This is a genomic window from Pedobacter sp. (assembly GCF_965227205.1).
Lineage (GTDB): Bacteria > Bacteroidota > Bacteroidia > Sphingobacteriales > Sphingobacteriaceae > Pedobacter.
This window is the reverse complement of the sequence record NZ_OZ245727.1, coordinates 1,753,132-1,777,469: the sequence shown is the minus strand read 5'-3', so window position 1 is coordinate 1,777,469 and position 24,338 is coordinate 1,753,132. Positions and strand designations below refer to the sequence as shown.

The window sequence follows — 24,338 nt, the reverse complement described above, 5'->3', positions numbered from 1 at the left end:
CACGAAGCAACCTTAAAGCGTTAGTTAACAAAACCCATAGTTGTAGGATTGCTTCGTGCCTCGCAATGACGAAGCGCAAAAAAAACTAACACAATTGAAACGCAAGAAACTCAAATAATTTCACAGCCCTAATTTGTATAAACCTGATGGAAATGACAGCCCCTGTTGCAGGAGTTTTCAAAAACCACAAACCAATAACAGGGCTATAATGTACAGCAGGGCGGGTTTTACAAAAGAACAACTGCACTTTCATTTTCAAATAATTAAACATAAAAAAAGAGATATTAAAATATCTCTCTTAATTATTTTTAGCCTTTTAAAACGGTGGATCATCATCATCGTGCATATCGTTTCCTCTTGATGGCATAATTATCGTATTTCCCTGAGGTCTTGGATTATTGAAATTATCAAATGAAGCAGATGGTAACATCCCTGCGCTTGAATCACCAGAACCTAGAGAAGGCGCTGTAAAATCTTCTTCCAAATCAGTAAACTTAACAAATTTACCAACGAATCTAAGCGGTACAATTCCGGTTTCACCGTTACGGTGTTTTGCAATAATTACCTCACCAATGCCTGCTTGCGAACGTCCTTGCTCATCTTCGGTAATACCATAATATTCAGGGCGATAAAGGAATAAAACCATATCGGCATCCTGCTCAATCGAACCAGATTCACGTAAATCGGATAACATTGGCCTTTTACCTTGCAAACCTGGTCTGCTTTCTACCGCACGACTTAGCTGTGAAAGTGCCAAAACCGGAACATCTAACTCTTTAGCCACCGATTTTAAAGCCCTTGAAATACTACCAATTTCTTGCTCACGGTTACCGCCACCTTTGCCACCTTCGCCTTTACCATGCATTAACTGCAAGTAATCGACAATTACTAGTTGAATATCGTATTGGGATTTTAGTCTTCGGCATTTTGCTCTAAATTCAAAAATGTTTAAAGCCGGGGTATCATCAATAAGTAGGGGAGCCTCAGTTAATCTGCCAATCTTACTGTGAAGTTGTTGCCATTCCCATTCTTGTAAATTACCTTTTCTGATTTTTTCCTGTTCAATCTCTGCTTCACCAGAAATTAAACGATTCACCAACTGAACAGACGACATCTCTAATGAGAATACAACCGTTGGCTTTTGGAAATCTACCGTTGCATTTCTGGCACAGGTTAATACGAAGGCTGTTTTTCCCATCGCCGGACGAGCAGCAATAATTACTAAATCTTGTTTTTGCCAACCTCCTGTAATTCTATCTAAACCTGTAAAACCAGTTGGTACACCAGTTAAACCATCGGTTTTGGTTCTTAATTCTTCGAGCGTAGCTAAAGATTGTTTAATAATATCGTCCATTTTTTGCGTATCTCTACGTAAATTGTTTTGGGCAATATCAAATAAACCTTTCTCTGCATGGTCTAACAAATCGAAAATATCGGTTGTGTCTTCGTAAGCGTTTGTAATAATATCTGTAGAAATTCTAATCAACTCACGCTGAATGTACTTCTGCGAAATAATCCTAGCATGGAACTCTATGTTGGCTGCAGAAGCTACACGATTGGTAAGGTTTGTAATATAATAAGCGCCACCAACCATTTCCAAAGTTCCCATTTGGCGTAGTTCGGATGTAACGGTTAAAATATCCACTGGTTTCGATTTTTCGAACAGCATGTGTATTGCCGCAAAAATCTTTTGGTGTGCTTCGTGATAAAAAACTTCTGGTTTTAAAATATCGATTACAGCCGAAAGCGCATCCTTTTCTAGCATTAATGCTCCTAAAACCGCTTCCTCTAAATCTAATGCTTGTGGTGGCAGTTTACCTGCAGTACTTACAGTTGTGCTTAACCGTGCTTTTCGTGCTGATATACTATTTTTTCCGCCTTGTTCGTTATCGATACTCATAATACAAAAGTAGTTAAAAGTTTAAGCTCTTGTTTTAAGAAGTTATTAGGAGTTGCTAACAAACTGACATCTAAATAATTTATTTTTTTGGACGATTTTAAACTCTAAATATTTTTTAAACAACAAAATGTGGATAAGGAAAATTATTTGGGTTACTTTTGTGCAACAATTTTAAATAATGGATAATTTTAGAAGACCGCAACGCGTAAAGGAAAATAATGAATTTGTATTTGGTATCAGAGCCGTAATTGAAGCAATTAAAGCCGGTAGAGATATTGAAACAATTTATGTGCAAAGAGGTTTAGGTGGCGATTTATTTCTTGAATTAAAAGCATTATTATCTGGAACACTAATTCCTTTAAATTCTGTTCCGATTGAGAAATTGAACAGGATGTCTCAGAAAAATCATCAAGGTGTTATTGCTGTGATCTCACCGATAACTTATCAAAACATTGAAGATATTATTCCGGCAATTTTTGAAAAAGGAGAGGTGCCGCTGATTTTAATTTTGGATAGTGTTACAGATGTAAGAAATATGGGTGCAATTGCCCGTACAGCATCTTGTGTTGGTGTACATGCAATTGTTGTTCCTTTGAAAAATGCGGCGCAAATAAACGCTGATGCGATTAAAACATCTGCCGGTGCATTGTTTAACATTCCAATTTGCAGACACGCCAATCTGCATAAAACTTGTTTGTTTTTACAAGATAGTGGATTGCAAATTGTAGCCTGTACTGAAAAAACGAATGATTTAATTTATAATCCAGATTATACAATGCCAACTGTAATTGTAATGGGCTCAGAAGATGAAGGTATTTCAAACGATTTATTACGTGTTGCAGATCATCTTGCAAAAATCCCTATGGCTGGTAAAATTGAATCTTTAAACGTTTCTGTTGCTGCCGGAGTAATTTTATACGAAGCTGTAAGACAAAGAGTTTAATTAAAGACCTACTTAAATAATAAAGCCACAGATTTACAGATTATCTTAAATAGAATCTGTAAATCTGTGGCTTATTTAAGATTAAATGTATTTATTGCCGAATCTTGATTTTACTTCGGCAACAAATTCTTTTACTTTCTGCTCTTCATCTCGTGGACAAATCATTAAAGTGTTGTTACTTTCCACAACAATATAATCGTGTAAGCCGTTCAAAATAACGAGTTTATCCTTCGGTACATTAACCATACAATTAGATGAATCGAACATTACAACTTGCTCTGATGGAATTACGGCATTACCTACATAATCCTTTTCAGCCATTTCGTATATAGATGCCCAAGTTCCTAAGTCAGACCATCCAAAATCGGCAGGTAGTACATAAACGTTATCAGCCTTTTCCATTACACCAAAATCTATTGAGATATTTGTGCATTGCAGATAAGCATTATTAATAAAAGCTTTTTCGCTCGGAGTATTTAATTCAGATTTGCCTGCATTAAATATCTCATACATATCTGGTAAATGCTTGTTGAAAGCTTTTAAGATGGTTTTTGCAGACCAAATAAAAATACCTGCATTCCATAGAAAATCTCCACTTTGGATAAAAGATTTTGCAAGTTCTAAATTAGGTTTTTCGGTAAAGGTTTTGACCTTGTGCAAATCTCTATCGGTACTTAAAACATGGTCAGTATGCTGTATATAGCCATAACCAGTATCAGGTCTATTTGGTTTTATACCCAATGTTATTAAACAATCATTTTCTGATGCTGCATTTAAAGATTGCTGAATAGTTTCCGTAAATGCTGGTAAATCTGCAATAGTATGATCTGAAGGTGTTACAACAATGGTTGCATTAGGATTTAATTCCGAAATTTTTAAACATCCGTAAGCAACACATGGAGCCGTATTTCTTAATAAAGGCTCTGCCATTATCTGGTTTTCAGATAAATCCGGAAGTTGCTCTTTAATTAAATCTGTATAAATCTCATTAGAAACGATAAAAATATTTTCAGGTGGACATATTTTTAAAAACCTTTCATATGTACTTTGTATAAGCGTTTTTCCTATTCCAAAAAAATCGATAAATTGTTTAGGGTGTTGAGTTCTGCTAACTGGCCAGAAACGACTTCCGACACCGCCAGCCATTATGAGTACGTAATAATTTTTATTCATTTGATGATTTAAAAATTACACAATTCCTTCGTTCAACAAATCGTGTAAGTGAATAATGCCAAAGTAGGCATTTTGTTCTAAAACAATTAACTGCGTAATGTTATTTTTTTTGATAATATCTAAAGCATCAACGGCAAGTGCATCACAATCAATAACTTTTGGGTTTTTGCCCATTATGTCTTTTGCATTTAATGTTGCAATATCTACATTGTTTTCCAACATACGCCTGATATCACCATCGGTAATAACGCCCAGTAAATTATTATCTACATCAACAACAGCAACTGCACCCAAACGGTTTTTGCTAATTTCGATTAAAACTTGCTTAACTGATGCTTCTGGTGAAATAGATGGTTTTTCATTAGTTAAAGCTAAATCTTTAGCTTTTAAATAAAGTTTTTTACCCAAAGAACCTCCTGGATGATATTTTGCAAAATCTTGCTCATTAAATTCCCGATGCTCTAAAAGGCAAATAGCCAAAGCATCACCCATAACTAATTGTGCTGTGGTGCTTGTTGTTGGAGCTAAATTATGCGGACAAGCTTCTTTCTCTACAGAAGTATTTAAAATCAAATCGGCCTGTTGAGCTAAAAATGAATTAAGCTCTCCAACCATTCCAATTAAAATATTTCCTGCGCTTTTTAATAATGGAGCTAGAACTTTTATTTCGGGTGTATTACCACTTTTCGATATACAAATTATAATATCATCAACCTGAATCATTCCTAAATCTCCATGAATGGCATCTGCAGCATGCATAAATATTGCTGGCGTTCCGGTTGAGTTAAAGGTTGCAACAATTTTTTGTGCAATGATTGCGCTTTTGCCTATTCCTGTGATGATTACACGTCCTTTGCAATCTAAAATATTAGTTACAACGTTTTCAAAACTGCTGTCTAAGTTTTTTGCAACATTTAAAATTGCCTCAGCTTCTAACTTAAGGGTGCTTCTTGCCGATTCTATCGTAGACTTTTTACTTTTCAAAGAGAAAAAAATTGTTTGTTAATAATTGAAATTCTTGTAAAATTATGTTATTTTGGATAGAAAAATAGCATCGCATATTTTATTACACAAAATGGACGTGAAAAAGTCGTTATTTGATAACCTACAGAATTTTTTTGGGTTTGATAATTTCAAAGGTGATCAGGAATCGATCATTACAAATATTTTAGAAGGCAATAACACTTTTGTTATTATGCCAACGGGTGGAGGGAAGTCTATTTGCTATCAATTACCTGCTTTAATGAGTGAAGGAACCGCTATTGTGATTTCTCCACTAATTGCATTAATGAAAAACCAGGTTGACCAATTAAGAGCATTTGGTGGAAATGATAGTATTGCTCATTTTCTAAATTCATCCCTAAACAAATCCGAAATTACTCAAGTAAAATCTGACCTTTTAAGCGGGCAGACTAAATTACTTTATGTTGCACCCGAATCTTTGGCGAAGCAAGATAATATTGAGTTTTTAAATCTGATTAAAATTTCTTTCGTTGCTGTTGATGAGGCACACTGTATCTCAGAATGGGGGCACGATTTTAGGCCGGAATACCGAAAAATTAAGCAGGTTATTGCTGGTTTAGGAAATAACATCCCAATTATTGCTTTAACGGCAACCGCTACGCCAAAAGTTCAGCAAGATATTATGAAAAATCTTGGAATGACAGAGGCTACGCTTTTCAAATCATCATTTAACAGACCGAATTTATTTTATGAAATCCGCCCTAAAAGGGATATTACGAAGGAAATTATAAAATACATTAAATCTAATCCGGGTAAATCAGGTATAATTTATTGTTTAAGTCGTAAAAAGGTAGAGGAAGTTGCCGAAGCCTTAAACTTGAATGGCATCAGTGCTTTACCATATCACGCTGGTTTAGAACCTAAAGTTAGAGCCGAAACTCAGGATAAATTTTTGATGGAAGATGCCGAAGTTATTGTGGCAACAATTGCTTTTGGAATGGGTATCGACAAACCTGATGTTCGGTTTGTAATTCACCACGATGTACCTAAAAGTATGGAAGGCTATTATCAGGAAACTGGTAGAGCTGGTCGTGATGGTGGCGAGGGTGTTTGTATTGCTTTTTATGCTCAAAAAGATGTAGATAAGCTTGCTAAGTTTATGAAGGATAAACCAGTTTCAGAACGCGAAATTGGTACGCAGATATTAAAAGAAGTAATCGATTATGCTGAATCAGGCGTTTGCCGCAGGAAGCAGATTCTTCATTATTTCGGTGAAAACTTTAACGAAACAGGTTGCAATTGCATGTGCGATAATTGCAAGAAACCTAAGAAGCAATTTGATTCCGAAGAGCAATTATCAACTTTGTTAAAATTTATTGATAAAGAAGGAGAGAAGTTTGATGATGCGCATTTGCTAAATGTATTCCTTGGTTTGGAAACTGCTCAAACCATCGCGTACGAACACAGTAAATTACCTCAATTTGGCATTGGCAAGCAAGATGGAGAATTGCTTTGGAAATCGGTTATCCGCCAGGCGGTTTTAAATAATTTCCTTTTTAAGGATATCGATAATTATGGCTTATTAAAATTAACCAAGCAAGGAAAAGACTTCATTGTTAACCCTTACAGCTTGAAATTTATTTTAAATGAGCCTATAATTGAAACAGGTAGCGATGATGACGATGATGATGTAAAGCAAGGCTCTGGTGCTTTAGATACGCATTTACTTCAATTGCTTAAAGATTTACGCAAGAAAATTGCTAAGCAAAAAAGTGTTCCGCCGTTTGTAGTTTTTCAAGACCCATCTTTGGAAGAAATGTGTACGCATTACCCAATTACTACTGATGAATTGAAGCAAATTTCTGGAGTTGGTTCTGGTAAAGCCATGAAATTTGGTACGCCTTTCATCGAGCTGATTAAAAAATACGTTGAGGATAACGATATCGAACGACCAATTGATTTGATTATAAAAACTCAAGCCAATAAATCACAAATGAAAGTGTCCATCATTCAAAATATTGATAGACAAATTGGTTTAGAAGATATTGCGGATTCAAAAGGCATCAGCTACGAAGAAATTTTAAAAGAGGTCGAATCTATTGTTAATTCAGGTACAAAACTTAATCTAAATTATTTTATTGATGAAGTGATTGATGATGATAGACAGGACGAGGTTTTTGACTATTTCAGAGCTGCAGAAAGTGATTCGATTGATGAAGCACTTAACGAGCTTGGTGAAACGGATTATACCCGTGAAGAAATCCAATTAATGCGAATTAAATTTATGTCGGAACTAGGAAACTAGCTGTGATGGATGATGGTAGATGTGAAATGGATGATGTTGTTCATTCGCGTTTCCCATTTTCCATCTCACATCATACATTTTCCATCCTCCATTTTTCATAACCTATAACATGCTTAACTATTTAAATAATATAAAAAATACCAAATCGGGAAATTTCTTTTTGATGGCTGGTCCATGTGCCATTGAAGGCGAAGATATTGCCATGCGTATTGCAGAGAAAATTATCACTATTACAGATAAACTTCAAATTCCATATATTTTCAAAGGCTCTTACCGCAAAGCAAATAGGAGTAAAGGAAGTTCTTTTACCGGAATTGGCGATGAAAAAGCATTAAAGATTTTAGAAAAGGTGGCTCGCGAATTTGGCGTTCCTACTGTAACTGATATCCATGAAAGTGACGAAGCTGCAATGGCTGCCGCTTATGTAGATGTTTTACAAATTCCAGCTTTTCTTTGTCGCCAAACAGATTTATTAATTGCGGCTGCAGAAACAGGTAAAGTGGTTAATGTGAAAAAGGGTCAATTTTTGTCAGCTGGTTCAATGAAATTCGCTGTCGAAAAAATCAAAGAAGCCGGAAACGATAAAGTAATTTTAACGGATAGAGGCAATACTTTCGGTTATCAGGATTTAATAGTAGATTACCGCGGCTTACCTGAAATGCAAAGTTTTGGTGTTCCGGTTGTGATGGATTGTACACACTCCTTACAACAACCAAATCAAAGTAGTGGTATAACTGGTGGAAAGCCGGAATTAATTTCTACAATTGCGAAAGCTGCAATTGCAGTTGGTGCCGATGGATTGTTCATTGAAACGCATCCTGACCCAGCAAATGCAAAATCTGACGGTGCTAATATGTTGCATTTAGATTTGTTAGAAGAAACCCTTACTAAACTAATCCGCATCAGACAAGCGATTCTGTAATATGTCAACTTCAAAAGTATTCCTTACTGCAGAATGGCGAAAGCTTGCATTGGCTCAATATGCTGTGGATAAGGAAATTCTTTCGAAATATTTGCCTCCACACACTGAATTAGATGATTGGCAAGGTAAATACTATGTGAGTTTGGTAGGGTTTATGTTTGTTGATGTGAAACTGCGTGGATTCAATATTCCTTATCACACAACTTTTGAAGAAGTAAACCTCAGATTCTATGTAAAGTATAAAGATGGTAATGAGTGGAAACGAGGAGTTGTTTTTGTTAAAGAAATTGTACCATTACCAGCAATAACATTTGTAGCAAATACCATTTACAAAGAGAATTACCAAACACTGCCAATGAAGCATGTTTGGATAGAGCAGGAGCATCAGCTTGAGGTAGATTATCTTTGGAAAAACAGAACCTGGCATAAGTTTTCTGTTACTGCATCATCAAAAGCTGAAGAGATTGCAATTGGCAGCGAAGAAGAATTTATTACTGAACATTATTGGGGTTATACCAAAATCGGGCCTAATAGAACTTCAGAGTATGGTGTAGAACATCCCCGTTGGGAAGCTTATCCGGTTAAAGATTATAAAATTGAAGTAGATTTCGGGGTAAATTATGGAAGTGATTTTGCTTTCTTAAATAATGCTAAACCAGATTCGGTTATGCTTGCAGAAGGTTCTGAAATTAGGGTTATGAAAGGGAAAAAATTTTAGGTGTTATCTCTCCCTATTTAATATCATGTGATTTTTTATGCGGTCTGTATAGCTGCTTCGTCATTGCGAGGTACGAAGCAATCTCCTTTTATTAAATACTATTTCTAATGAGTTTCTTTCAATCAATGGAAATTCGATTTAGAAAAGAAGTAACGAAAATACTTTAGATTGTAATTTTCAAAAATCTTCAAGCACAACAATGTTTAAATAAAAGAGGATAGAATCTTATTTAAAGATAGTTTTTCATCGCTTAGAGATTCTTCACTGTGTTCAGAATGACAAATTTGTTAATGGGAGTTTAAATCTTCGTAATCACAAACGAAGTTCTGCGGTTGTTTTTTCTTCCGATTTCAGTTTTATTATCAGCGATAGGTTTACTTGCACCAAAACCTTTAAAGGTTAATCTTTGTGCACCAATATCATTCTTCAATAAATACTCATATACTGCATTCGCTCGGTTAAAAGATAATTTTTCATTCAATTTAGCATCACCAACATTATCAGTATGCCCTTGAATTTCGATATTAACACTTGCGTTCTGATTCAGGAAATCTATTAACAAATCAAGCTCACGAATGGATGCGGGTAGTAAATTGTACTTATTCGTGTCGAAAAATATATTTCTTAAAGTGACATTTCCGCCTTGCTTAATCTTCTCTATGTAAACTTCAATTTGATATGGCTTAGTAATATTACCCGCTTTCAGCTCAAAGTTTTCCGAATAAAATAGATAACCCTCAGCATTTACATTGAATAAATAATCACTTCCAATTGGCATAACCGCTAAAAACTGACCAGTTTCGGGGTCGGTGTAATCATCAAAAACCGTTTTATTAGTTTTTAAATCGATAACCTGAACATTACTTTCGATAGTTTTCTTACTGTCTTTATCTCTAACAATTCCTTTTACATAAGAAACCTTTAACGGTTTAGCATTTTCAGGAATTCCAAAACTGTAAATATCCTGTGCGCCAAAGCCATCCTTAAGATTAGAAGAAAACATGCCGAAGTTTCCATCAGCGCTAACAATTAAACCGCTTTCATCTTCAAAAGAATTTATAGGATAACCTAGATTAATTGGCTTTTGAAACTTGCCATTATCATCCATTCTAATATAATAAATATCCTTATTTCCAAAACCAGGCCATCCATCTGAGGAAAAATATAAAGTTTTTCCATCTGCATGAAGAAATGGAGTGTTTTCATCATAAGCAGTATTGATTTCGGGTCCTAGATTTATGGCAGGTCCCCATTTTGCATCTTCAGTGATGGTGCTTTTCCAAATGTCGTAGCCGCCAGAACCGCCCGGACGATTGCTAATAAAATACAATGTTCTACCATCAGGACTAATTGCCGGCTGAGATTCCCAATATTCTGAGTTTACCGGTTTACCAACATTATATGGTTCGCCCCAATCTTTACCTTCACGGTGTGAAACATAAATATCACATCTTCCCAATCCATCAGGACGATTACATCCAGTGAAAAAGAGGTATTTTCCATCCGGCGAAATGGTTTGTGCACCTTCATTATATTTAGTTGTATTTATCCTTGTTGATAATGGTGTTGCTAAATTCCATGAGTTATTTTTAAACTGAGATGTCCAGAAATCTTCATTTCCATTTACCTGACGAGTAAAAATCAAGGTTTCTCCATCTGCTGTTAATGCAGGGAAATATTCCGCATCTGTTGTATTTACGCCATTTCCAAGATTTATGGGGCTGTATTTTACAGGTTTTGCAATGGCAACCTTAGCAAAATCACAATCCAATAAATATTTTTTTGCTTTCCTTGCTCTATCAGATGAACCATCTAAAGCTAAAAAATCGTTGAAATGGTGTTTAGCTTTATCATATTCCTGGGTTGCAAATTCTACTTCTGCTAAGCCATAAATTACTTCTGGAGAAACATTTTTATTAATTAATAAAGCTTTCTGGTATGCTGATTTAGAATCTTTGTATTTTTTTTGAACTTTAGATACGCCTGCAAGGAGAATGTATGCATTTTGAAACTGAGGATCGGCTTCTACAGCATTTTTCAAAACTGCTTCTGCTGATGAGTAATCCTGTTTTTGTATAAATGGGTCAGCCTTTTCGAAAAATGTTTGCGCTTTTCTATTTGATGAACCTTGAGCATAGCAAAAAGTGCTCGATATGCTAAAGAATAAGAGAAACCAGTATTTCATTACATTAACATTTGGTTATCAAAGCTAATGTAAACTATTTACGGAATATTTAAAAATTTGTGGGTTTGTAACGAAATTTCCCATTTCGGATTCGCCATTACATAATCAATAATTAAAGGGGTAATCTCTTTTGATTTTGACCACTCTGGTTGTAAATATAATTTGCAGGTTGGCGAAACCATTGCTGCATATTCTTCTGCCCATTTAAAATCGCTTTTATTAAAAACGATAACTTTTAATTCATGTGCAAAAGGCGTTATATCAGGTCGTGGAGCCTTAAATTTTTTAGGTGATAAACAAATCCAATCCCAATTTCCAGATAATGGATATGCACCAGAGGTTTCGATAAAGGTAAGAATCCCTCTTTCTTTAAGCTTATTGGTTAAATAATCGAGGTTATAAATTAAAGGTTCGCCACCAGTAATTACAACGGCTTTACCAGGGAATTTATCAGCATTTTCTACAATTATATCGGCATGAGTTAATGGGTGCATTTCCGCATCCCAGCTTTCTTTAACATCGCACCAATGGCAGCCTACATCACAACCGCCTAAACGGATAAAATATGCCGCCTTGCCAGTGTTAAATCCTTCGCCTTGTATCGTATAAAATTCTTCCATTAAAGGAAGTAATGTGCCGTCTTCTGGTATGTCTTGTTTCATTTTTGAGGATGCAAATATCCTAAAAAAATATGGTGTAGCAGTTCCTCTTTTAAAAATTAATGTAAAGATGAAATAACGCTGATATTTAAATACTTATTTTAGCTGTATGAAGTGGTTCAAGGCACTAAACGTAGCACAAATTCCCAATCTAGGCTCAATTAAAACTATCGAAGTTGATGGGAAACAGCTTTGTATTATTAATAATGATGATAAAATTATTGCAACGCAATCTTATTGCCCTCACGCAGGTGGTCATTTTTCTGGTGGATGGTGCAAAAATGGTCATTTAATTTGTCCAATTCATCGCTATGCGTACAATTTAGAAACTGGTAGAGGTGAAGAAGGGCAAGGAGATTATATTAATATTTATCCAACAGAACTAAGAGAAGATGGATTGTATATTGGTTTTGAAGAGAGTTGGTGGAGCAAGCTTTGGGGTTGATAGATAAAAGAGTAAGGAGTAAAGATTAAAGACAAGACGAGAATGGTGATTATCCTTCATCTTTGTTCTTTTATCATTATTCCTACTGTAAATGTCTTTTGAAAAACTCCTGGCAATTTAATACCTCAATATCTGCGAAATAAAAATCTTCAATGTCTTCTGTAATGATACATTTGCAATCTGCAGATTCTGCTGCGTAATATTCTAAACCATCTTCAAAATCGTGAATGGATTTGTTAGATAGCGTATCAAAAACACCCTTTGCCGAATTTGGCGCAATTTTAACATGCTGACAAAGCAAATCTATTTTTTGCTTTGCTAACTGAGATTTGTGTTTCTTTTCTGCAAAGTAAAAAGCAATAGCCAAACAAAGGGGAGATGTGTAAACCTCAAATTTTGGATGAGATGCTAAACTTAAAATCCTCGAGGAATAAGTAAATAATGGATATTCCTTATTTAAAACAGAAACCAAAACATTAGCATCTAAAAATATTTTCATTTCTTATTTTTTAGAAGAAAAATATTCATCCTTTGAAGCCTTGCGACTTGGCTTAACGGTTTTTTTATATTCTATTTCTCCCTCCGCTACCATGCTCACCCAATCAGAAACTGGGTAATCTTCTAGCGATTTGTAGTCACTAGCAGTAACTTGCATTAATAAGTGCTCAATCAACCTTGATAAGCTAATGTTGTTATCAGAAGCATATTTTTTTGCTTTTGTAACTACATCCTGATTAAAACTTAATGTTAGTTTGGTATCCATAACGTATTAATTTATAATCAAATGTAAATAAAATACGTATAATTTAAAAATTTAATACGTAAAAAAAAAGCAACTCAATTATTTGAATTGCTTTTTAGGTATCTAGAAGATTAATTTTCGCTTTAGTCTTTTAAGCTTTTACCTTTCAACTTAAGAATAAATTTCTTTTCTTGCCGATGCTAATGTATTTTTCAATAAACCTACAATCGTCATCAAACCAACGCCACCTGGAACAGGAGTGATGTATGATGAAATAGGAGCTACATTATCAAAATCTACATCACCATAAAGTTTAAAGCCAGATTTAGTTTCTGTAGATGTTTCGCGATTAATACCCACATCAATAATAATTGCACCAGGTTTAACCATATCAGCAGTTACAAAATTCTTTTTACCGATTGCTGCAATAACAATATCAGCCTGAAGAACCTGTTCTTTCAAATCTTTTGTGCGAGAGTGCGTAAGTGTAACCGTACAGTTGCCTGGGTTAGCGTTACGAGCCATTAAAATACTCATCGGACTGCCCACAATATTACTTCTACCAACTACAACACAATGTTTTCCAGTGGTATCAATATTGTATTCTTGTAACATCAATAAAATGCCGTATGGTGTTGCAGGGATAAAACATGGCAAGTTGCGCATCATTCTACCCAAATTTACTGGATGAAAACCATCAACATCTTTGCGGTAGTCAATCGTTTCAGTAACTTTTTCAGGGTCGATGTGCTTTGGTAAAGGCAACTGAACAATTAATCCATCAACATCAGCATCTTGATTAATTTCTTCAATTTTTGCTAATAATTCTGCTTCCGTAACTGTATTATCATACCTATGAAGAGAAGATTTAAAACCTACCTTTTCACAGTTCTTCATTTTGCTGGCTACATAAGTTTCGCTACCACCATCGTTACCAACCAAAATAGCTACTAAATGTGGCTTGCGACCGCTTTTAGTTAAAAATTCAGCAGCCTCTTCTGCAATTTGAACTTTAACTTTTTCTGATACGTATTTACCGTCTAATAATTTCATTTCTAAAGTATCGAGTAGTAAGTATCAAGTATCGAGTTGAACAATTTGTCTTGCTACCTGATACTTGTATCTTGATTCTATATCTAATCTAATTTCAAAACCGCCATAAACGCCGACTGCGGAATTTCTACGTTTCCAACCTGGCGCATACGTTTTTTACCTTTTTTCTGCTTCTCCAACAACTTACGTTTACGAGAAATATCACCACCGTAACATTTAGCAGTTACATCTTTACGTAAAGCACTAAGCGTTTCACGAGCAATAACTTTAGCACCAATTGATGCTTGTATTTTAATCTCGAATTGCTGACGAGGGATTAACTCTCTCAATTTCTCGCAAATTTTCTTTCCGAAATCGTAAGCATTACTGCGGTGGATTAATGAAGATAAAGCATCAACAGGTTCATCGTTAATTAACATATCTAAACGAACCAAATCCGATTTGCGGTAACCAACCTGATGGTAATCGAATGATGCATAACCCTTAGAAATCGTTTTCAATTTATCATAGAAATCAAATACAATTTCGCCCATTGGCATTTCAAAAACCAATTCAACTCTATCAGATGTTAGGTAAGATTGATTTACAATTGTTCCTCTTTTCTGAATACAAAGCGACATTACAGGGCCAACAAAATCAGCTTTGGTAATAATGTTAGCTTTAATATAAGGTTCTTCAACCGAATCCAATTTACTTGGGTCTGGCAAATCAGATGGATTATTTACAAAAATTTCATCTCCTTTAGTAGTATGCGCAATGTACGATACGTTGGGAACGGTTGTAATTACCGTCATATCGAATTCACGCTCCAAACGCTCTTGGATAATCTCCATGTGCAACATACCCAAGAAACCGCAACGGAAGCCAAAGCCTAAAGCAGCAGAACTTTCAGGTTCGAAAACGATTGATGCATCGTTAAGTTGCAACTTGTGCATTGCCTCACGAAGTTCCTCGAACTCATCTGTATCAACAGGATAAATACCAGCGAAAACCATCGGTTTCACCTCTTCAAATCCTTGAATTGCATCTAAAGATGGTCTAGCAGTGGTTGTAATCGTATCGCCAACTTTTACTTCACGGGCTTCTTTAATACCCGAGATAATGTAACCCACATCTCCGGTTTTAACCACATTACGCGGTGCCATGTCCAGTTTCAGAATCCCTACTTCATCAGCCAGATATTCTTTACCAGTATTGATAAATTTAACTTTATCGCCTTTTTTAATTTCGCCGTTAACTACTTTATAATAGGCAATAATTCCTCTAAAAGAGTTAAAAACTGAGTCGAAAATTAGCGCTTGTAGAGGCGCCTCAGGGTCGCCAACAGGAGCAGGAACGCGGTCTACAATTGCCTGAATAATATCAGGAATACCCATTCCGGTTTTACCCGATGCAGGAATAATATCTTCACGTTTACAGCCAATTAAATCAATAATCTGGTCTTTCACTTCCTCAGGCATCGCCCCAGGTAAATCCATTTTATTTAAAATGGGTATAATTTCCAAATCGTGCTCTAAAGCCAAATATAAGTTAGAAATGGTCTGTGCCTGAATTCCTTGCGATGCATCTACAATAAGCAAAGCACCTTCGCAAGCCGCGATAGAACGCGAAACTTCATAAGAAAAATCAACGTGTCCGGGTGTGTCAATTAAGTTAAAATTGTATTCAATATCCCCAACTTTGTAGTTCATTTGTATGGCATGACTTTTAATCGTAATGCCTCTCTCACGCTCCAAATCCATATTATCGAGCAATTGCGCCTGCGCCTCACGCTGCGAAATTGTCGCGGTATATTCTAATAACCTATCAGCCAAAGTACTCTTACCATGGTCAATATGTGCAATAATGCAAAAATTACGTATATGCTTCATCTTTGCGCAAAGATATGCTTTTTAATGGAAAATTTTATTTGGAAAATAGAATGCAAAACGACCATGTTTTTTTGTGTTTTGAAAAGCAAAAGCAGTAATTTTTTGGTTGCTGCAGTCCTGCTTTTCGTTTCAATCTTTTTGTCATTGTGTTATCCTCAAATTTCCGTCATTGCTAGGAGGAAAGACGCGGCAATCTATTTCTTTTGATTAGCAAAAAGTATTTCCACTGCAATCAGGTTTATTTAAAACAAGACAGAAGTTCTTATGAATGTTTTCTTTCTAATTGCCTAATGTTTTGCCACGGAAACACAGAAGCCACGGAAAGCTTTATTCCTTTACTATTTAGAATGCCTCTGTGTTTATCCTGTTTATCTGTGGTTAATCACTAGAACCCCAATTCCGTGTAAATCCGTGTTTCCGTGGCAAATCAAACTAAACCATCGTTTTCTTCCACTTACCTTTTTTAAATAAGATAAATGCAGCAATCGCAATTCCAGCTTCTGCGCTTGGTATTGCAATAAAAACACCAGTTGGCCCCATTTCTAAATATTTTGCCAGAAAATAAGCCAGTGGAATTTGAAATAACCAAAAAGCAAAAATATTGATTTTTGTTGGTGTCCAGGTATCTCCAGCACCATTGAAAGCACTGCTAAAAACCATTGCCGAGCCATAAATAACAAACCCTATGCTTAAAATTTTTAAAGCACGACTTGCAATTTCAATCACTTTTATATCTGAGGTGAAGAAAGATGCAAACAAATGACCGCAGGTTAAAAATACAACGCTAACCACAGCCATAAAAATGATGATGTATTTTAGCGTTTGAAAAACAGATTGTTCTGCTCTGTCAATGTGGCCTGCACCTAAATTTTGTCCAACTAAAGTTGCCGCTGCATTGCTTAACCCCCAAGCTGGCAGTAGGAAGAACATCATTAACCTCAAAGCGGTTTGGTAACCTGCAGAACCCTCATCACCGCCAGTTGTGGCTACTAATTCAGCTAAAAATACCCAACTGCAACTTGCAATTACAAATTGAAAAATAGCTGGCGCTGCAATTTTTACAATGGCTTTTATTTGTTCAAAATCGGGTAAAAAATGACTGATGCGAATTTTTAAAGCGTTTTTGCCATTAAATAAATTGTAAACCTGGTAAGTAACGCCCAAACCACGACCAATTGTTGTTGCTATTGCTGCACCTGTTAAACCAAATGCAGGAATTGGTCCGAAACCATTTATGAAAATAGGGCAGAGGATAATATTAGCGATGTTTGCAATCCATAAACTTCGCATTGCAATTGCGGCATTACCTGCACCTCTGAAAATTCCATTAATCAAAAACAGTAAAACGATAATGATACTTCCACCCATCATAATTTGAATGAAAGTTGTACCGTGGTCTGCTGTTTCTGTTGAGGCACCCATTAATAAAAGGATATCTCTGGCGTAAATTAAACCTGCAATGCTGATAATTAGATTTACTGCCACAGCAATTATAATGGTTTGCATACCAGCTTTTGATGCCGCTTCTGGGTTTTTCTCACCAATTCTTCGGGCTACAACTGCTGTTGCAGCCATGCTTAATCCAATGGCTAATGAATAAATAATGGTTAATACCGACTCTGTTAAACCTACGGTTTGTATGGCGTGACTGCTGTTTTCTAAGTGGCCTACGAAATATAAATCGACCAAAGCGAAGACTGATTCCATTGCCATTTCCAACATCATCGGGATGGCTAATAAAATAATCGCTCGTTTTATGCTGATTGAAGTTAAATCAACTTCGTGTCCTTTTATAGATTGTACTAATAAATCGAAAAAAGAAGATAGTTTGCCCTGTGTCTTTGTTGACTGTGACATATAATAAGATATAAATAGTATGAATAAACCAAAATACGCTAAAAAAGCGTACAAAATCTGTAACGGGAGGGAATCCTTGGTTTCTTAAAACCTCAAGCGGATTGCAGATACTATCATGGTTCTGTTCTTTTTGATGTGATAAAGGTAAATAAAATTTTAATGGCTGTTAATTTTTTTGCCAAGGAAACGCGGAATTAAATGTTCTATTTTATAAGTTTTGTGTTTCGGTTCGTGGAGACACGAACCGAGGCAGGGCAATATTTCTAAAGCCATATCTTACAACCTCAGCCTTCTAACCCCTAACTAAATACTATATGCTATAATCATTTCTTCAGTTACTTTTGTTCCTCGGCTGGTGTTTAAATCGATTAATACGTAATCAAAAATACCATCTGATGCTACTTTACCAGTTTTTTTATTAATGATTTCGAATTGAACAGAACAACCTTTGTCATGCATGGTTAAAATGCCAGTTCTAATTAACATTAAATCATTCATTAAAAGTGGGCGTTTGAAATTGATATCTACATGGCTCACTACCCAACCTAAACCTTGTTTTGTAAAATGTTCCCAAGGCATATTGTAGAATTTTTCCATTTGCTCGTAACGGGCTGCAAGTACATAATCTAAGTATTTGCTATTGTGAACATGGTTAAACATGTCTATATCATCAGGACGCACACGTAATTCGCTTTCGAAAATGCTAAATTGATTCTTTTCCAAGGGTATAAGTTTTGTGCAAAAGTAAGGTATTTAATATTATATGTATTTTAAGTTTTTGTGTAATTTTAAATTATGAGTCGGTTGAAAATATATCATTCGGATATTGATAGGGAAGAAATCGAAAGAAATCGGGAAGTCAAATTCTTATCTCTTTCTGGGCAGGAAAGATTTTTTGAATTAGTTAAACTTAATAGGTTAGCTGTTTTAATGAATGGAGGAAGACCTTTTAAAACTCCTCAAGGAAAAGGGATTGTGATTAGAAGAAACGCTGGTTAAAAACTAAGTTTCTTACACATTCTTAAGTGTTCTAAACCCGACTTAGCGGAAATACTTTTTGCAACACTTTCCGAATGAGATTGCTTCGTCGTTCCTCCTAGCAAAGACGACAAATGAAGTACGATAGGCAAAAAGATTGTAGTGAGGGCGGGGCAGGTGTAGCCGATGAAAAACAGAACCTTCATTTCCAAATAATCAAGCGATTAGCTTAAAAATTCTATCTGCAAATTACACTTGCTTATGATTGAAAATAGCTTTATCTTTGCGGCTTAATTAATTAATTTTTACACTTTAATATTATTCAAGAATGTATTTAAGTCCAGAAAAGAAAGCCGAAATCTTTAAACAACACGGCGAAGTAGAAACCAACACTGGTTCTGCAGAAGGTCAAGTAGCGTTATTTACATACCGTATTGCGCACTTAACAGAACACTTAAAGAAAAATCGTAAAGATTTCTCTACACAGTTATCACTTCAAAAATTGGTAGGTAAACGCCGCGGTATTTTGGCTTACTTATACAAAAAAGATATTGAGCGCTACCGTGCTATCATCAAAGCTTTATCGCTTCGTGATATCATTAAACAAAAATAAGCGTAATTTTATCAACAAGAGCCATTCTTTAATAGAATGGCTTTTTACTTTTCCTGTTAATTTTTAACGGGATTTGTTATGGATAGGCTTTTTTAATCTTATCTTCGTTTGCAAAAACAAAAACATATATAAACAACGGTGTGTAGAAAGAGGAAAACACACCATAATTCTAATTAAATGAATGTAATAAAAAAATCGTTCGATTTGGGCGATGGCAGAATTGTAGAAATTGAAACTGGTAAATTAGCGAAACAAGCTGATGGTTCGGTTGTAGTTAAAATGGGCGATACGATGTTGTTAGCAACGGTTGTATCTACTGTTGGTGCTAAACCAGGAACTGATTTCTTACCATTATCGGTTGATTATCAAGAGAAATATGCGGCTACTGGCCGTATTCCAGGTGGATTTTTACGTCGCGAGGCAAGATTATCTGATTACGAGGTTTTAATTTCTCGCTTGGTTGACAGAGCTTTGCGCCCGATGTTCCCATCTGATTATCACTCAGATACTCAAGTGATGATTTCACTAATTTCTGCTGATAAAAATATCATGCCTGATTGTTTAGCTGGTTTAGCTGCATCGGCTGCATTATCAGTTTCTGATATTCCTTTCAACGGTCCAATTTCTGAAGTACGTGTTGCTAAAATTGATGGCAAATTGGTAATCAATCCATACGCTAGCGATTTAGAGCGTGCAACTTTAGAATTTATGGTTGCTGGTTCGGCTAACGATATCGGTATGGTTGAGGGTGAGTGTGATGAAATTCAGGAAGATGAAATGGTTGAGGCTTTAAAATTTGCACACGATGCAATTAAAGTTCAATGTGCGATTCAGGTAGAATTAACGGAAGCTACTGGCAAAACTGTAAAACGCGAATATAGCCACGAAGACCATGATGCTGATTTAAAAGCGAAAGTTTATGCTGATACTTACGATAAAGTTTACGCTGTTGCGAAATCTGGTTCGAATAAAGATGAGCGTAAAGTTGGTTTTACTGCAATTATTAATGAGTTTTTCGAGGCAATGCCAGAAGATACTGCAGATTTAACTAAAGCAATGGCTAAACATTATTACCATGATGTTCAGTACGATGCGATTAGAAATTTGTTGTTAGATGAAGGTATTCGTTTAGATGGTCGTAAAACTACAGAAATTCGCCCAATCTGGAGTGAAGTTGGTTATTTACCTGCTGCTCACGGTTCGGCTGTATTTACACGTGGCGAAACGCAATCTTTAACATCGGTTACTTTAGGTAGCAAAGATGATGAGCAAATGATTGATGGTGCGTTCTTTAATGGTTACCAAAAATTCTTATTGCACTATAATTTCCCTGGTTTCTCAACTGGAGAGGTTAGACCAAACAGAGGTGCTGGTCGCCGCGAAATTGGTCACGGTGCTTTAGCGCAACGTTCGTTGAAAAAAGTTTTACCTCAAGGTGAAGCTAATCCATATACAATCCGTATCGTATCTGATATTTTAGAATCAAACGGTTCATCATCAATGGCTACAGTTTGTGCTGGTACATTGGCTTTGATGGATGCTGGTATCAAAATTAAATCTCCAGTTTCTGGTATTGCAATGGGTTTAATTACTGATGAGAAAACTGGTAAATACGCAATTCTTTCTGATATTTTAGGAGATGAAGACCACTTAGGTGATATGGACTTTAAAGTAACAGGTACTGAAAATGGTATCGTTGCTTGTCAGATGGACTTAAAAATCAATGGTTTATCATACGAAGTATTAACTAAAGCTTTATTACAAGCTAAGGATGGTCGTTTACACATCTTAAATGAGATGAAGAAAACGATTGCTCAGCCTAATGAAGACATGAAGCCACATGCTCCCCGTATTGTTTCTATCACTATTGAGAAAGAATTCATTGGTGCAATTATCGGCCCTGGAGGTAAAATTATTCAAGAAATGCAACGCGAAACTGGCGCTTCAATCTCTATCGAAGAAGTTGATGGTAAAGGTATAGTAGAAATTTTCGCTGATAATAAAGCTGCTATTGATGCAGCAGTTACGCGTATTCGTAACATCGTTGCTAAGCCAGAAATTGGCGAAGTTTACCAGGGTAAAGTAAAATCGATTATGCCATTTGGTGCATTCGTTGAAGTTATGCCGGGTAAAGATGGTTTACTACACATCTCTGAAATTTCATGGGAACGTTTAGAAACTATGGACGGTGTATTGAAAGAAGGCGATAAAATCGAGGTTAAATTATTAGACATCGATAAGCAAGGTAAAATGAAACTTTCTCGTAAGGTTTTATTACCAAGACCTGAAAAACCAGCTGCGCCACAAGCATAGGTAGTTCGATTGTCATCCTGAACTTGTCGAAGGAAATAAAAACCCTTTCAGTTTTACGAGGGCACTGAAAAAGTAGACTTAAAAATGGTCTATAAAAAGATTAGCGGATGGGTAGGTTATAAGATCTCCATCCGCTTTTTGTTTTTTGAGTATTTTTATATTTTTACGCGCCCCAATCTATTGAGATTTCTCGCCGAATTCTGGTATTTTATGGTTGTTTTTAGGATATTTTGTGGCAATGATGATCCCGCTTTAGAATATGAGGATTCTTTTAAGATTAACTACGAATATCGCAAGTGCACCTTGCATTTTCATGCTTTCAAGGCCATAGGAATTTGCTCTGTCATATCCATGAATATTTTTCAATTCACTATTTTTCGCCTCAATTTTATATCTGTGTTTTGACTTTTCCCTGAAGTACTCGCTTTGTTGGAATATTTCCTGCTCTTTGTGCTCATCTGGTTTTATGGCGACCGAGTAAGTCCTGCTTTTGGCTTCCGATTTATAGCAGCCATCTCTTAGCGGGCATACTTTGCATTTTTCGATATCGAAATAATAGGTCATCATCTGGTTTTTCCTGTCTACCTTTTTGCCCTGCACCCGTTTATACATAGCCAGGTGCCCTGCGGGGCATACGAACATATCTGCATCTTTATTGTAATCAAACTTTTCTTCCTCTTTTCTGGTACCATGAGTAATAGCAGGGTTCATCCTGGCAACTATCTTAACCTTATTTCCGTTCAAACCCTTAAGCTTAAGGTTGTTCTTGCCAGCATAGGCTGCATCACCTATAATAGTATATCCACCTCCATTCCGTTTGACTGTGTCTGACCCAATAATTTTGGTAGCTCAGGACCATCTCCTTTCTCTCCGGAGGTAACAACAGCTGCTGTTATGATACGCTCCTCTGTCATTGCCAAATGAGTTTTGTAACCAAAAAAGCTACTATCAGCGGTTTTGTGTCCGACTCTGGCATCCATATCTTTGGATAAGGTGTAGTTATCCTGGGTATCTTCTACTGTTTCTTTTAAGAGGTTTAGCTTCTCTTTCACTGCAGGAATTTCACTTAATGCTTCATCAGACTCGATAACTTTTTGTAATTCCTTGCAGTATTCTATTTCTTTAAGAATATCATTTGAATCATTTTTCTCAGGCATCTGACCCTTGAAGTCATCATCCATTAGGTACACTGCTTTTCGAAGCAGTTTTGAGCGTTGCCTGAGTACTTCAATAGGTGAATATGGATTGGATCTGGAAAGTGAATGTGTCGCATCGACAATGATGGACCTGGATTTAATAATGCCTTTTTCCAATGCAAGGGAAACAGTTTTACCAATTAGAAGGTTTAAAAGATCCATGTCCTTGAGGCGGAGCTTTCGGAACTTGGTCAATGAGCTTGAATTGATCACATCCTCCTCCGGGGACATCTCCAGGAAATATTTGAAGGACATATCATAGCGGGAACGTTCTACCACATCAACATCTGAAACCGTATAAATTGTTTTCAGCAATAAGTATTTAAACATGCGTACCGGACTCTCAGCATTACGCCCGTTGTCCGGGCAGTATTTATCCAGAAGCTCATCATATATAAAACCAAAATCTATAAGCTCATTAATCTTGCGCAGTAAGTTCTCTTTGGGAACAATCAGGTCATAAAGCCTGGAAAACTCGCTAAACTGGATTTTTTGTTGTTGAAGAAGCATCTTAAAAGCAGTAATAATATACCTTTAAAATACAAAAAAAGGAGCAGAAAAACTAGTTTTCTACTCCTTTTGTCCTTTTCAATTAGGGGACTTTTTCAGTGCCCTCTTTAATAGGGAGAGGTTTTTTGTTTGAATTTATAATGAACTTCATTCTTTCTGATTAAAAACTTTCAGACTTGTTTTGTAACTTGCCTTATCTGTAAATTATTTAACCAATTCGTCATTGCGAGGCACGAAGCAATCTCATTATAGCATAATGCATTAAGATTGATTCGTGCCTCAGAATGACGACAAAAATAAATTAAATGAAAACCATTATTGCCCCATCTATACTTGCTGCAGATTTTGCTAATTTACAACGCGATATCGAAATGATTAATAATAGCGAAGCCGATTGGTTTCATGTTGATGTAATGGATGGCGCTTTTGTTCCAAATATCTCTTTTGGTTTCCCAGTAATTGAAGCCGTAAAGAAACATGCTCAGAAACCCTTGGATGTACATTTAATGATTGTTAAGCCTCAACGATTTGTAGAGTGGTTTGCGAAAGTAGGAGCAGACAGAATTACGGTTCACTATGAAGCTTGTACACACTTACATCTTACGATTCAGGCAATTAAAGCCGCGGGTTGTAAAGCTGGTGTTGCTTTAAATCCGCATACACCAGTGAGCGTATTAGAAGATATTATTGGCGATTTGGATTTGGTGTTAATCATGTCGGTAAATCCTGGTTTTGGCGGACAAGAATTTATTCACAATACATATAAGAAAATTGCCGATTTAAAACGCTTGATTCAAGGCGTTAATGAAGATTTGATTATTGAAGTTGATGGTGGCGTTGGTTTGCAGAATATTGCTAAATTAGTTTCAGCAGGTGCCAATGCTTTTGTAGCTGGAAGTGCAGTATTTGCAACTGAAAACCCAACTGAAACAATTGCAAAGATGAAACAACTGACAAATAATAGTGTAAGCATTTAATTGTTTTTATTGTTA

Annotated in this window: 20 protein-coding genes and 1 pseudogene; 9 read left to right on the top strand and 12 right to left on the bottom strand. The window is 35.9% G+C overall.

The features are described from left to right. Positions 1-316 precede the first annotated feature (316 nt). A complete protein-coding gene (dnaB, locus tag ACO05K_RS07645) occupies positions 317-1,900 on the bottom strand; it encodes a replicative DNA helicase (protein WP_421943855.1) in 1,584 nt (527 codons plus the stop codon). A 178-nt stretch (positions 1,901-2,078) separates the two neighbouring features. On the opposite strand from dnaB, the gene rlmB reads away from it, so the two are divergent. Continuing rightward, on the top strand, positions 2,079-2,843 hold the full coding sequence (gene rlmB / locus ACO05K_RS07640) for a 23S rRNA (guanosine(2251)-2'-O)-methyltransferase RlmB (RefSeq protein ID WP_421943854.1): 765 nt from the start codon (positions 2,079-2,081) through the stop codon (positions 2,841-2,843). Positions 2,844-2,924: 81 nt separating this feature from the next. Here the strand turns inward: rlmB and ACO05K_RS07635 are convergent, their stop codons facing one another. Next, positions 2,925-4,016, bottom strand: coding sequence for a mannose-1-phosphate guanylyltransferase (locus tag ACO05K_RS07635; RefSeq protein ID WP_421943853.1), 1,092 nt, complete (start codon positions 4,014-4,016; stop codon positions 2,925-2,927). Positions 4,017-4,031: 15 nt separating this feature from the next. Continuing rightward, on the bottom strand, positions 4,032-5,000 hold the full coding sequence (locus ACO05K_RS07630) for a KpsF/GutQ family sugar-phosphate isomerase (RefSeq protein WP_421943852.1): 969 nt from the start codon (positions 4,998-5,000) through the stop codon (positions 4,032-4,034). Positions 5,001-5,091: 91 nt separating this feature from the next. On the opposite strand from ACO05K_RS07630, the gene recQ reads away from it, so the two are divergent. The 3 genes from recQ to ACO05K_RS07615 all read left to right on the top strand — a co-directional run bounded on the left by recQ (position 5,092) and on the right by ACO05K_RS07615 (position 8,924). Continuing rightward, the gene (gene recQ, locus ACO05K_RS07625; protein WP_421946284.1) at positions 5,092-7,284 is read left to right on the top strand and encodes a DNA helicase RecQ; all 2,193 of its coding nucleotides are present in this window, start codon (positions 5,092-5,094) and stop codon (positions 7,282-7,284) included. Between the two features lie 109 nt (positions 7,285-7,393). Beyond that, positions 7,394-8,206, top strand: coding sequence for a 3-deoxy-8-phosphooctulonate synthase (gene kdsA, locus ACO05K_RS07620; RefSeq protein WP_421943851.1), 813 nt, complete (start codon positions 7,394-7,396; stop codon positions 8,204-8,206). A 1-nt stretch (position 8,207) separates the two neighbouring features. Then, positions 8,208-8,924, top strand: coding sequence for a YqjF family protein (locus tag ACO05K_RS07615; RefSeq protein WP_421943850.1), 717 nt, complete (start codon positions 8,208-8,210; stop codon positions 8,922-8,924). A gap of 298 nt (positions 8,925-9,222) precedes the next feature. Here ACO05K_RS07615 and ACO05K_RS07610 read toward each other — a convergent pair whose 3' ends face one another. Continuing rightward, the gene (locus ACO05K_RS07610) at positions 9,223-11,109 is read right to left on the bottom strand and encodes an OmpA family protein (protein ID WP_421943849.1); all 1,887 of its coding nucleotides are present in this window, start codon (positions 11,107-11,109) and stop codon (positions 9,223-9,225) included. Positions 11,110-11,147: 38 nt separating this feature from the next. Then, a complete protein-coding gene (locus ACO05K_RS07605; protein WP_421943848.1) occupies positions 11,148-11,771 on the bottom strand; it encodes a 7-carboxy-7-deazaguanine synthase QueE in 624 nt (207 codons plus the stop codon). Between the two features lie 106 nt (positions 11,772-11,877). Here ACO05K_RS07605 and ACO05K_RS07600 point away from each other — a divergent pair, with 106 nt between their 5' ends. Beyond that, positions 11,878-12,213 carry a Rieske (2Fe-2S) protein gene (locus ACO05K_RS07600; RefSeq protein WP_421943847.1) on the top strand — a complete coding sequence of 112 codons (336 nt, stop codon included), beginning with the start codon at positions 11,878-11,880 and terminating at the stop codon, positions 12,211-12,213. Between the two features lie 82 nt (positions 12,214-12,295). Here the strand turns inward: ACO05K_RS07600 and ACO05K_RS07595 are convergent, their stop codons facing one another. The 6 genes from ACO05K_RS07595 to ACO05K_RS07570 form a co-directional block, all read right to left on the bottom strand. Beyond that, positions 12,296-12,712, bottom strand: a complete 417-nt coding sequence (locus ACO05K_RS07595; RefSeq protein WP_421943846.1) for a PIN domain-containing protein — start codon at positions 12,710-12,712, stop codon at positions 12,296-12,298. Positions 12,713-12,715: 3 nt separating this feature from the next. Beyond that, positions 12,716-12,976, bottom strand: coding sequence for a DUF6364 family protein (locus tag ACO05K_RS07590; RefSeq protein ID WP_421943845.1), 261 nt, complete (start codon positions 12,974-12,976; stop codon positions 12,716-12,718). Between the two features lie 150 nt (positions 12,977-13,126). Continuing rightward, positions 13,127-14,008: a bifunctional 5,10-methylenetetrahydrofolate dehydrogenase/5,10-methenyltetrahydrofolate cyclohydrolase gene (locus ACO05K_RS07585; RefSeq protein ID WP_421943844.1), complete on the bottom strand. Its 882-nt coding sequence runs from the start codon at positions 14,006-14,008 to the stop codon at positions 13,127-13,129. An 83-nt stretch (positions 14,009-14,091) separates the two neighbouring features. After that, positions 14,092-15,879, bottom strand: coding sequence for a translation elongation factor 4 (gene lepA / locus ACO05K_RS07580; RefSeq protein WP_421943843.1), 1,788 nt, complete (start codon positions 15,877-15,879; stop codon positions 14,092-14,094). Between the two features lie 432 nt (positions 15,880-16,311). Further along, complete coding sequence (locus ACO05K_RS07575; protein WP_421943842.1) at positions 16,312-17,736, bottom strand: MATE family efflux transporter; 1,425 nt, start codon at positions 17,734-17,736, stop codon at positions 16,312-16,314. A gap of 303 nt (positions 17,737-18,039) precedes the next feature. Further along, on the bottom strand, positions 18,040-18,459 hold the full coding sequence (locus ACO05K_RS07570; protein WP_421943841.1) for an acyl-CoA thioesterase: 420 nt from the start codon (positions 18,457-18,459) through the stop codon (positions 18,040-18,042). 81 nt (positions 18,460-18,540) lie between these two features. Between ACO05K_RS07570 and ACO05K_RS07565 the strand changes: the two genes are divergently transcribed. The 3 genes from ACO05K_RS07565 (at position 18,541) to pnp (ending at position 21,640) form a co-directional block, all read left to right on the top strand. Next, on the top strand, positions 18,541-18,735 hold the full coding sequence (locus tag ACO05K_RS07565) for a hypothetical protein (RefSeq protein WP_421943840.1): 195 nt from the start codon (positions 18,541-18,543) through the stop codon (positions 18,733-18,735). A gap of 307 nt (positions 18,736-19,042) precedes the next feature. Beyond that, positions 19,043-19,327, top strand: coding sequence for a 30S ribosomal protein S15 (gene rpsO / locus ACO05K_RS07560; protein WP_025146265.1), 285 nt, complete (start codon positions 19,043-19,045; stop codon positions 19,325-19,327). 177 nt (positions 19,328-19,504) lie between these two features. Further along, on the top strand, positions 19,505-21,640 hold the full coding sequence (gene pnp / locus ACO05K_RS07555; protein ID WP_421943839.1) for a polyribonucleotide nucleotidyltransferase: 2,136 nt from the start codon (positions 19,505-19,507) through the stop codon (positions 21,638-21,640). A gap of 252 nt (positions 21,641-21,892) precedes the next feature. Here pnp and ACO05K_RS07550 read toward each other — a convergent pair. Continuing rightward, positions 21,893-23,346: pseudogene (locus ACO05K_RS07550) on the bottom strand (IS1182 family transposase). 305 nt (positions 23,347-23,651) lie between these two features. Between ACO05K_RS07550 and rpe the strand changes: the two are divergent. Then, positions 23,652-24,323, top strand: a complete 672-nt coding sequence (rpe, locus tag ACO05K_RS07545; RefSeq protein ID WP_421943838.1) for a ribulose-phosphate 3-epimerase — start codon at positions 23,652-23,654, stop codon at positions 24,321-24,323. The last annotated feature ends 15 nt before the right edge of the window (positions 24,324-24,338 follow it).

Bases quoted from the DNA above. Each gene is read 5' to 3' on its own strand.
- rpsO (WP_025146265.1), top strand. From the start codon at position 19,043: ATGTATTTAAGTCCAGAAAAGAAAGCCGAAATCTTTAAACAACACGGC.
- kdsA (WP_421943851.1), top strand. From the start codon at position 7,394: ATGCTTAACTATTTAAATAATATAAAAAATACCAAATCGGGAAATTTC.
- rlmB (WP_421943854.1), top strand. From the start codon at position 2,079: ATGGATAATTTTAGAAGACCGCAACGCGTAAAGGAAAATAATGAATTT.
- ACO05K_RS07635 (WP_421943853.1), bottom strand. From the start codon at position 4,016: ATGAATAAAAATTATTACGTACTCATAATGGCTGGCGGTGTCGGAAGT.
- ACO05K_RS07590 (WP_421943845.1), bottom strand. From the start codon at position 12,976: ATGGATACCAAACTAACATTAAGTTTTAATCAGGATGTAGTTACAAAA.
- rpe (WP_421943838.1), top strand. From the start codon at position 23,652: ATGAAAACCATTATTGCCCCATCTATACTTGCTGCAGATTTTGCTAAT.
- ACO05K_RS07600 (WP_421943847.1), top strand. From the start codon at position 11,878: ATGAAGTGGTTCAAGGCACTAAACGTAGCACAAATTCCCAATCTAGGC.
- ACO05K_RS07595 (WP_421943846.1), bottom strand. From the start codon at position 12,712: ATGAAAATATTTTTAGATGCTAATGTTTTGGTTTCTGTTTTAAATAAG.
- ACO05K_RS07610 (WP_421943849.1), bottom strand. From the start codon at position 11,109: ATGAAATACTGGTTTCTCTTATTCTTTAGCATATCGAGCACTTTTTGC.
- ACO05K_RS07615 (WP_421943850.1), top strand. From the start codon at position 8,208: ATGTCAACTTCAAAAGTATTCCTTACTGCAGAATGGCGAAAGCTTGCA.
- dnaB (WP_421943855.1), bottom strand. From the start codon at position 1,900: ATGAGTATCGATAACGAACAAGGCGGAAAAAATAGTATATCAGCACGA.
- ACO05K_RS07575 (WP_421943842.1), bottom strand. From the start codon at position 17,736: ATGTCACAGTCAACAAAGACACAGGGCAAACTATCTTCTTTTTTCGAT.
- ACO05K_RS07585 (WP_421943844.1), bottom strand. From the start codon at position 14,008: ATGAAATTATTAGACGGTAAATACGTATCAGAAAAAGTTAAAGTTCAA.
- lepA (WP_421943843.1), bottom strand. From the start codon at position 15,879: ATGAAGCATATACGTAATTTTTGCATTATTGCACATATTGACCATGGT.
- recQ (WP_421946284.1), top strand. From the start codon at position 5,092: ATGGACGTGAAAAAGTCGTTATTTGATAACCTACAGAATTTTTTTGGG.
- ACO05K_RS07605 (WP_421943848.1), bottom strand. From the start codon at position 11,771: ATGAAACAAGACATACCAGAAGACGGCACATTACTTCCTTTAATGGAA.
- pnp (WP_421943839.1), top strand. From the start codon at position 19,505: ATGAATGTAATAAAAAAATCGTTCGATTTGGGCGATGGCAGAATTGTA.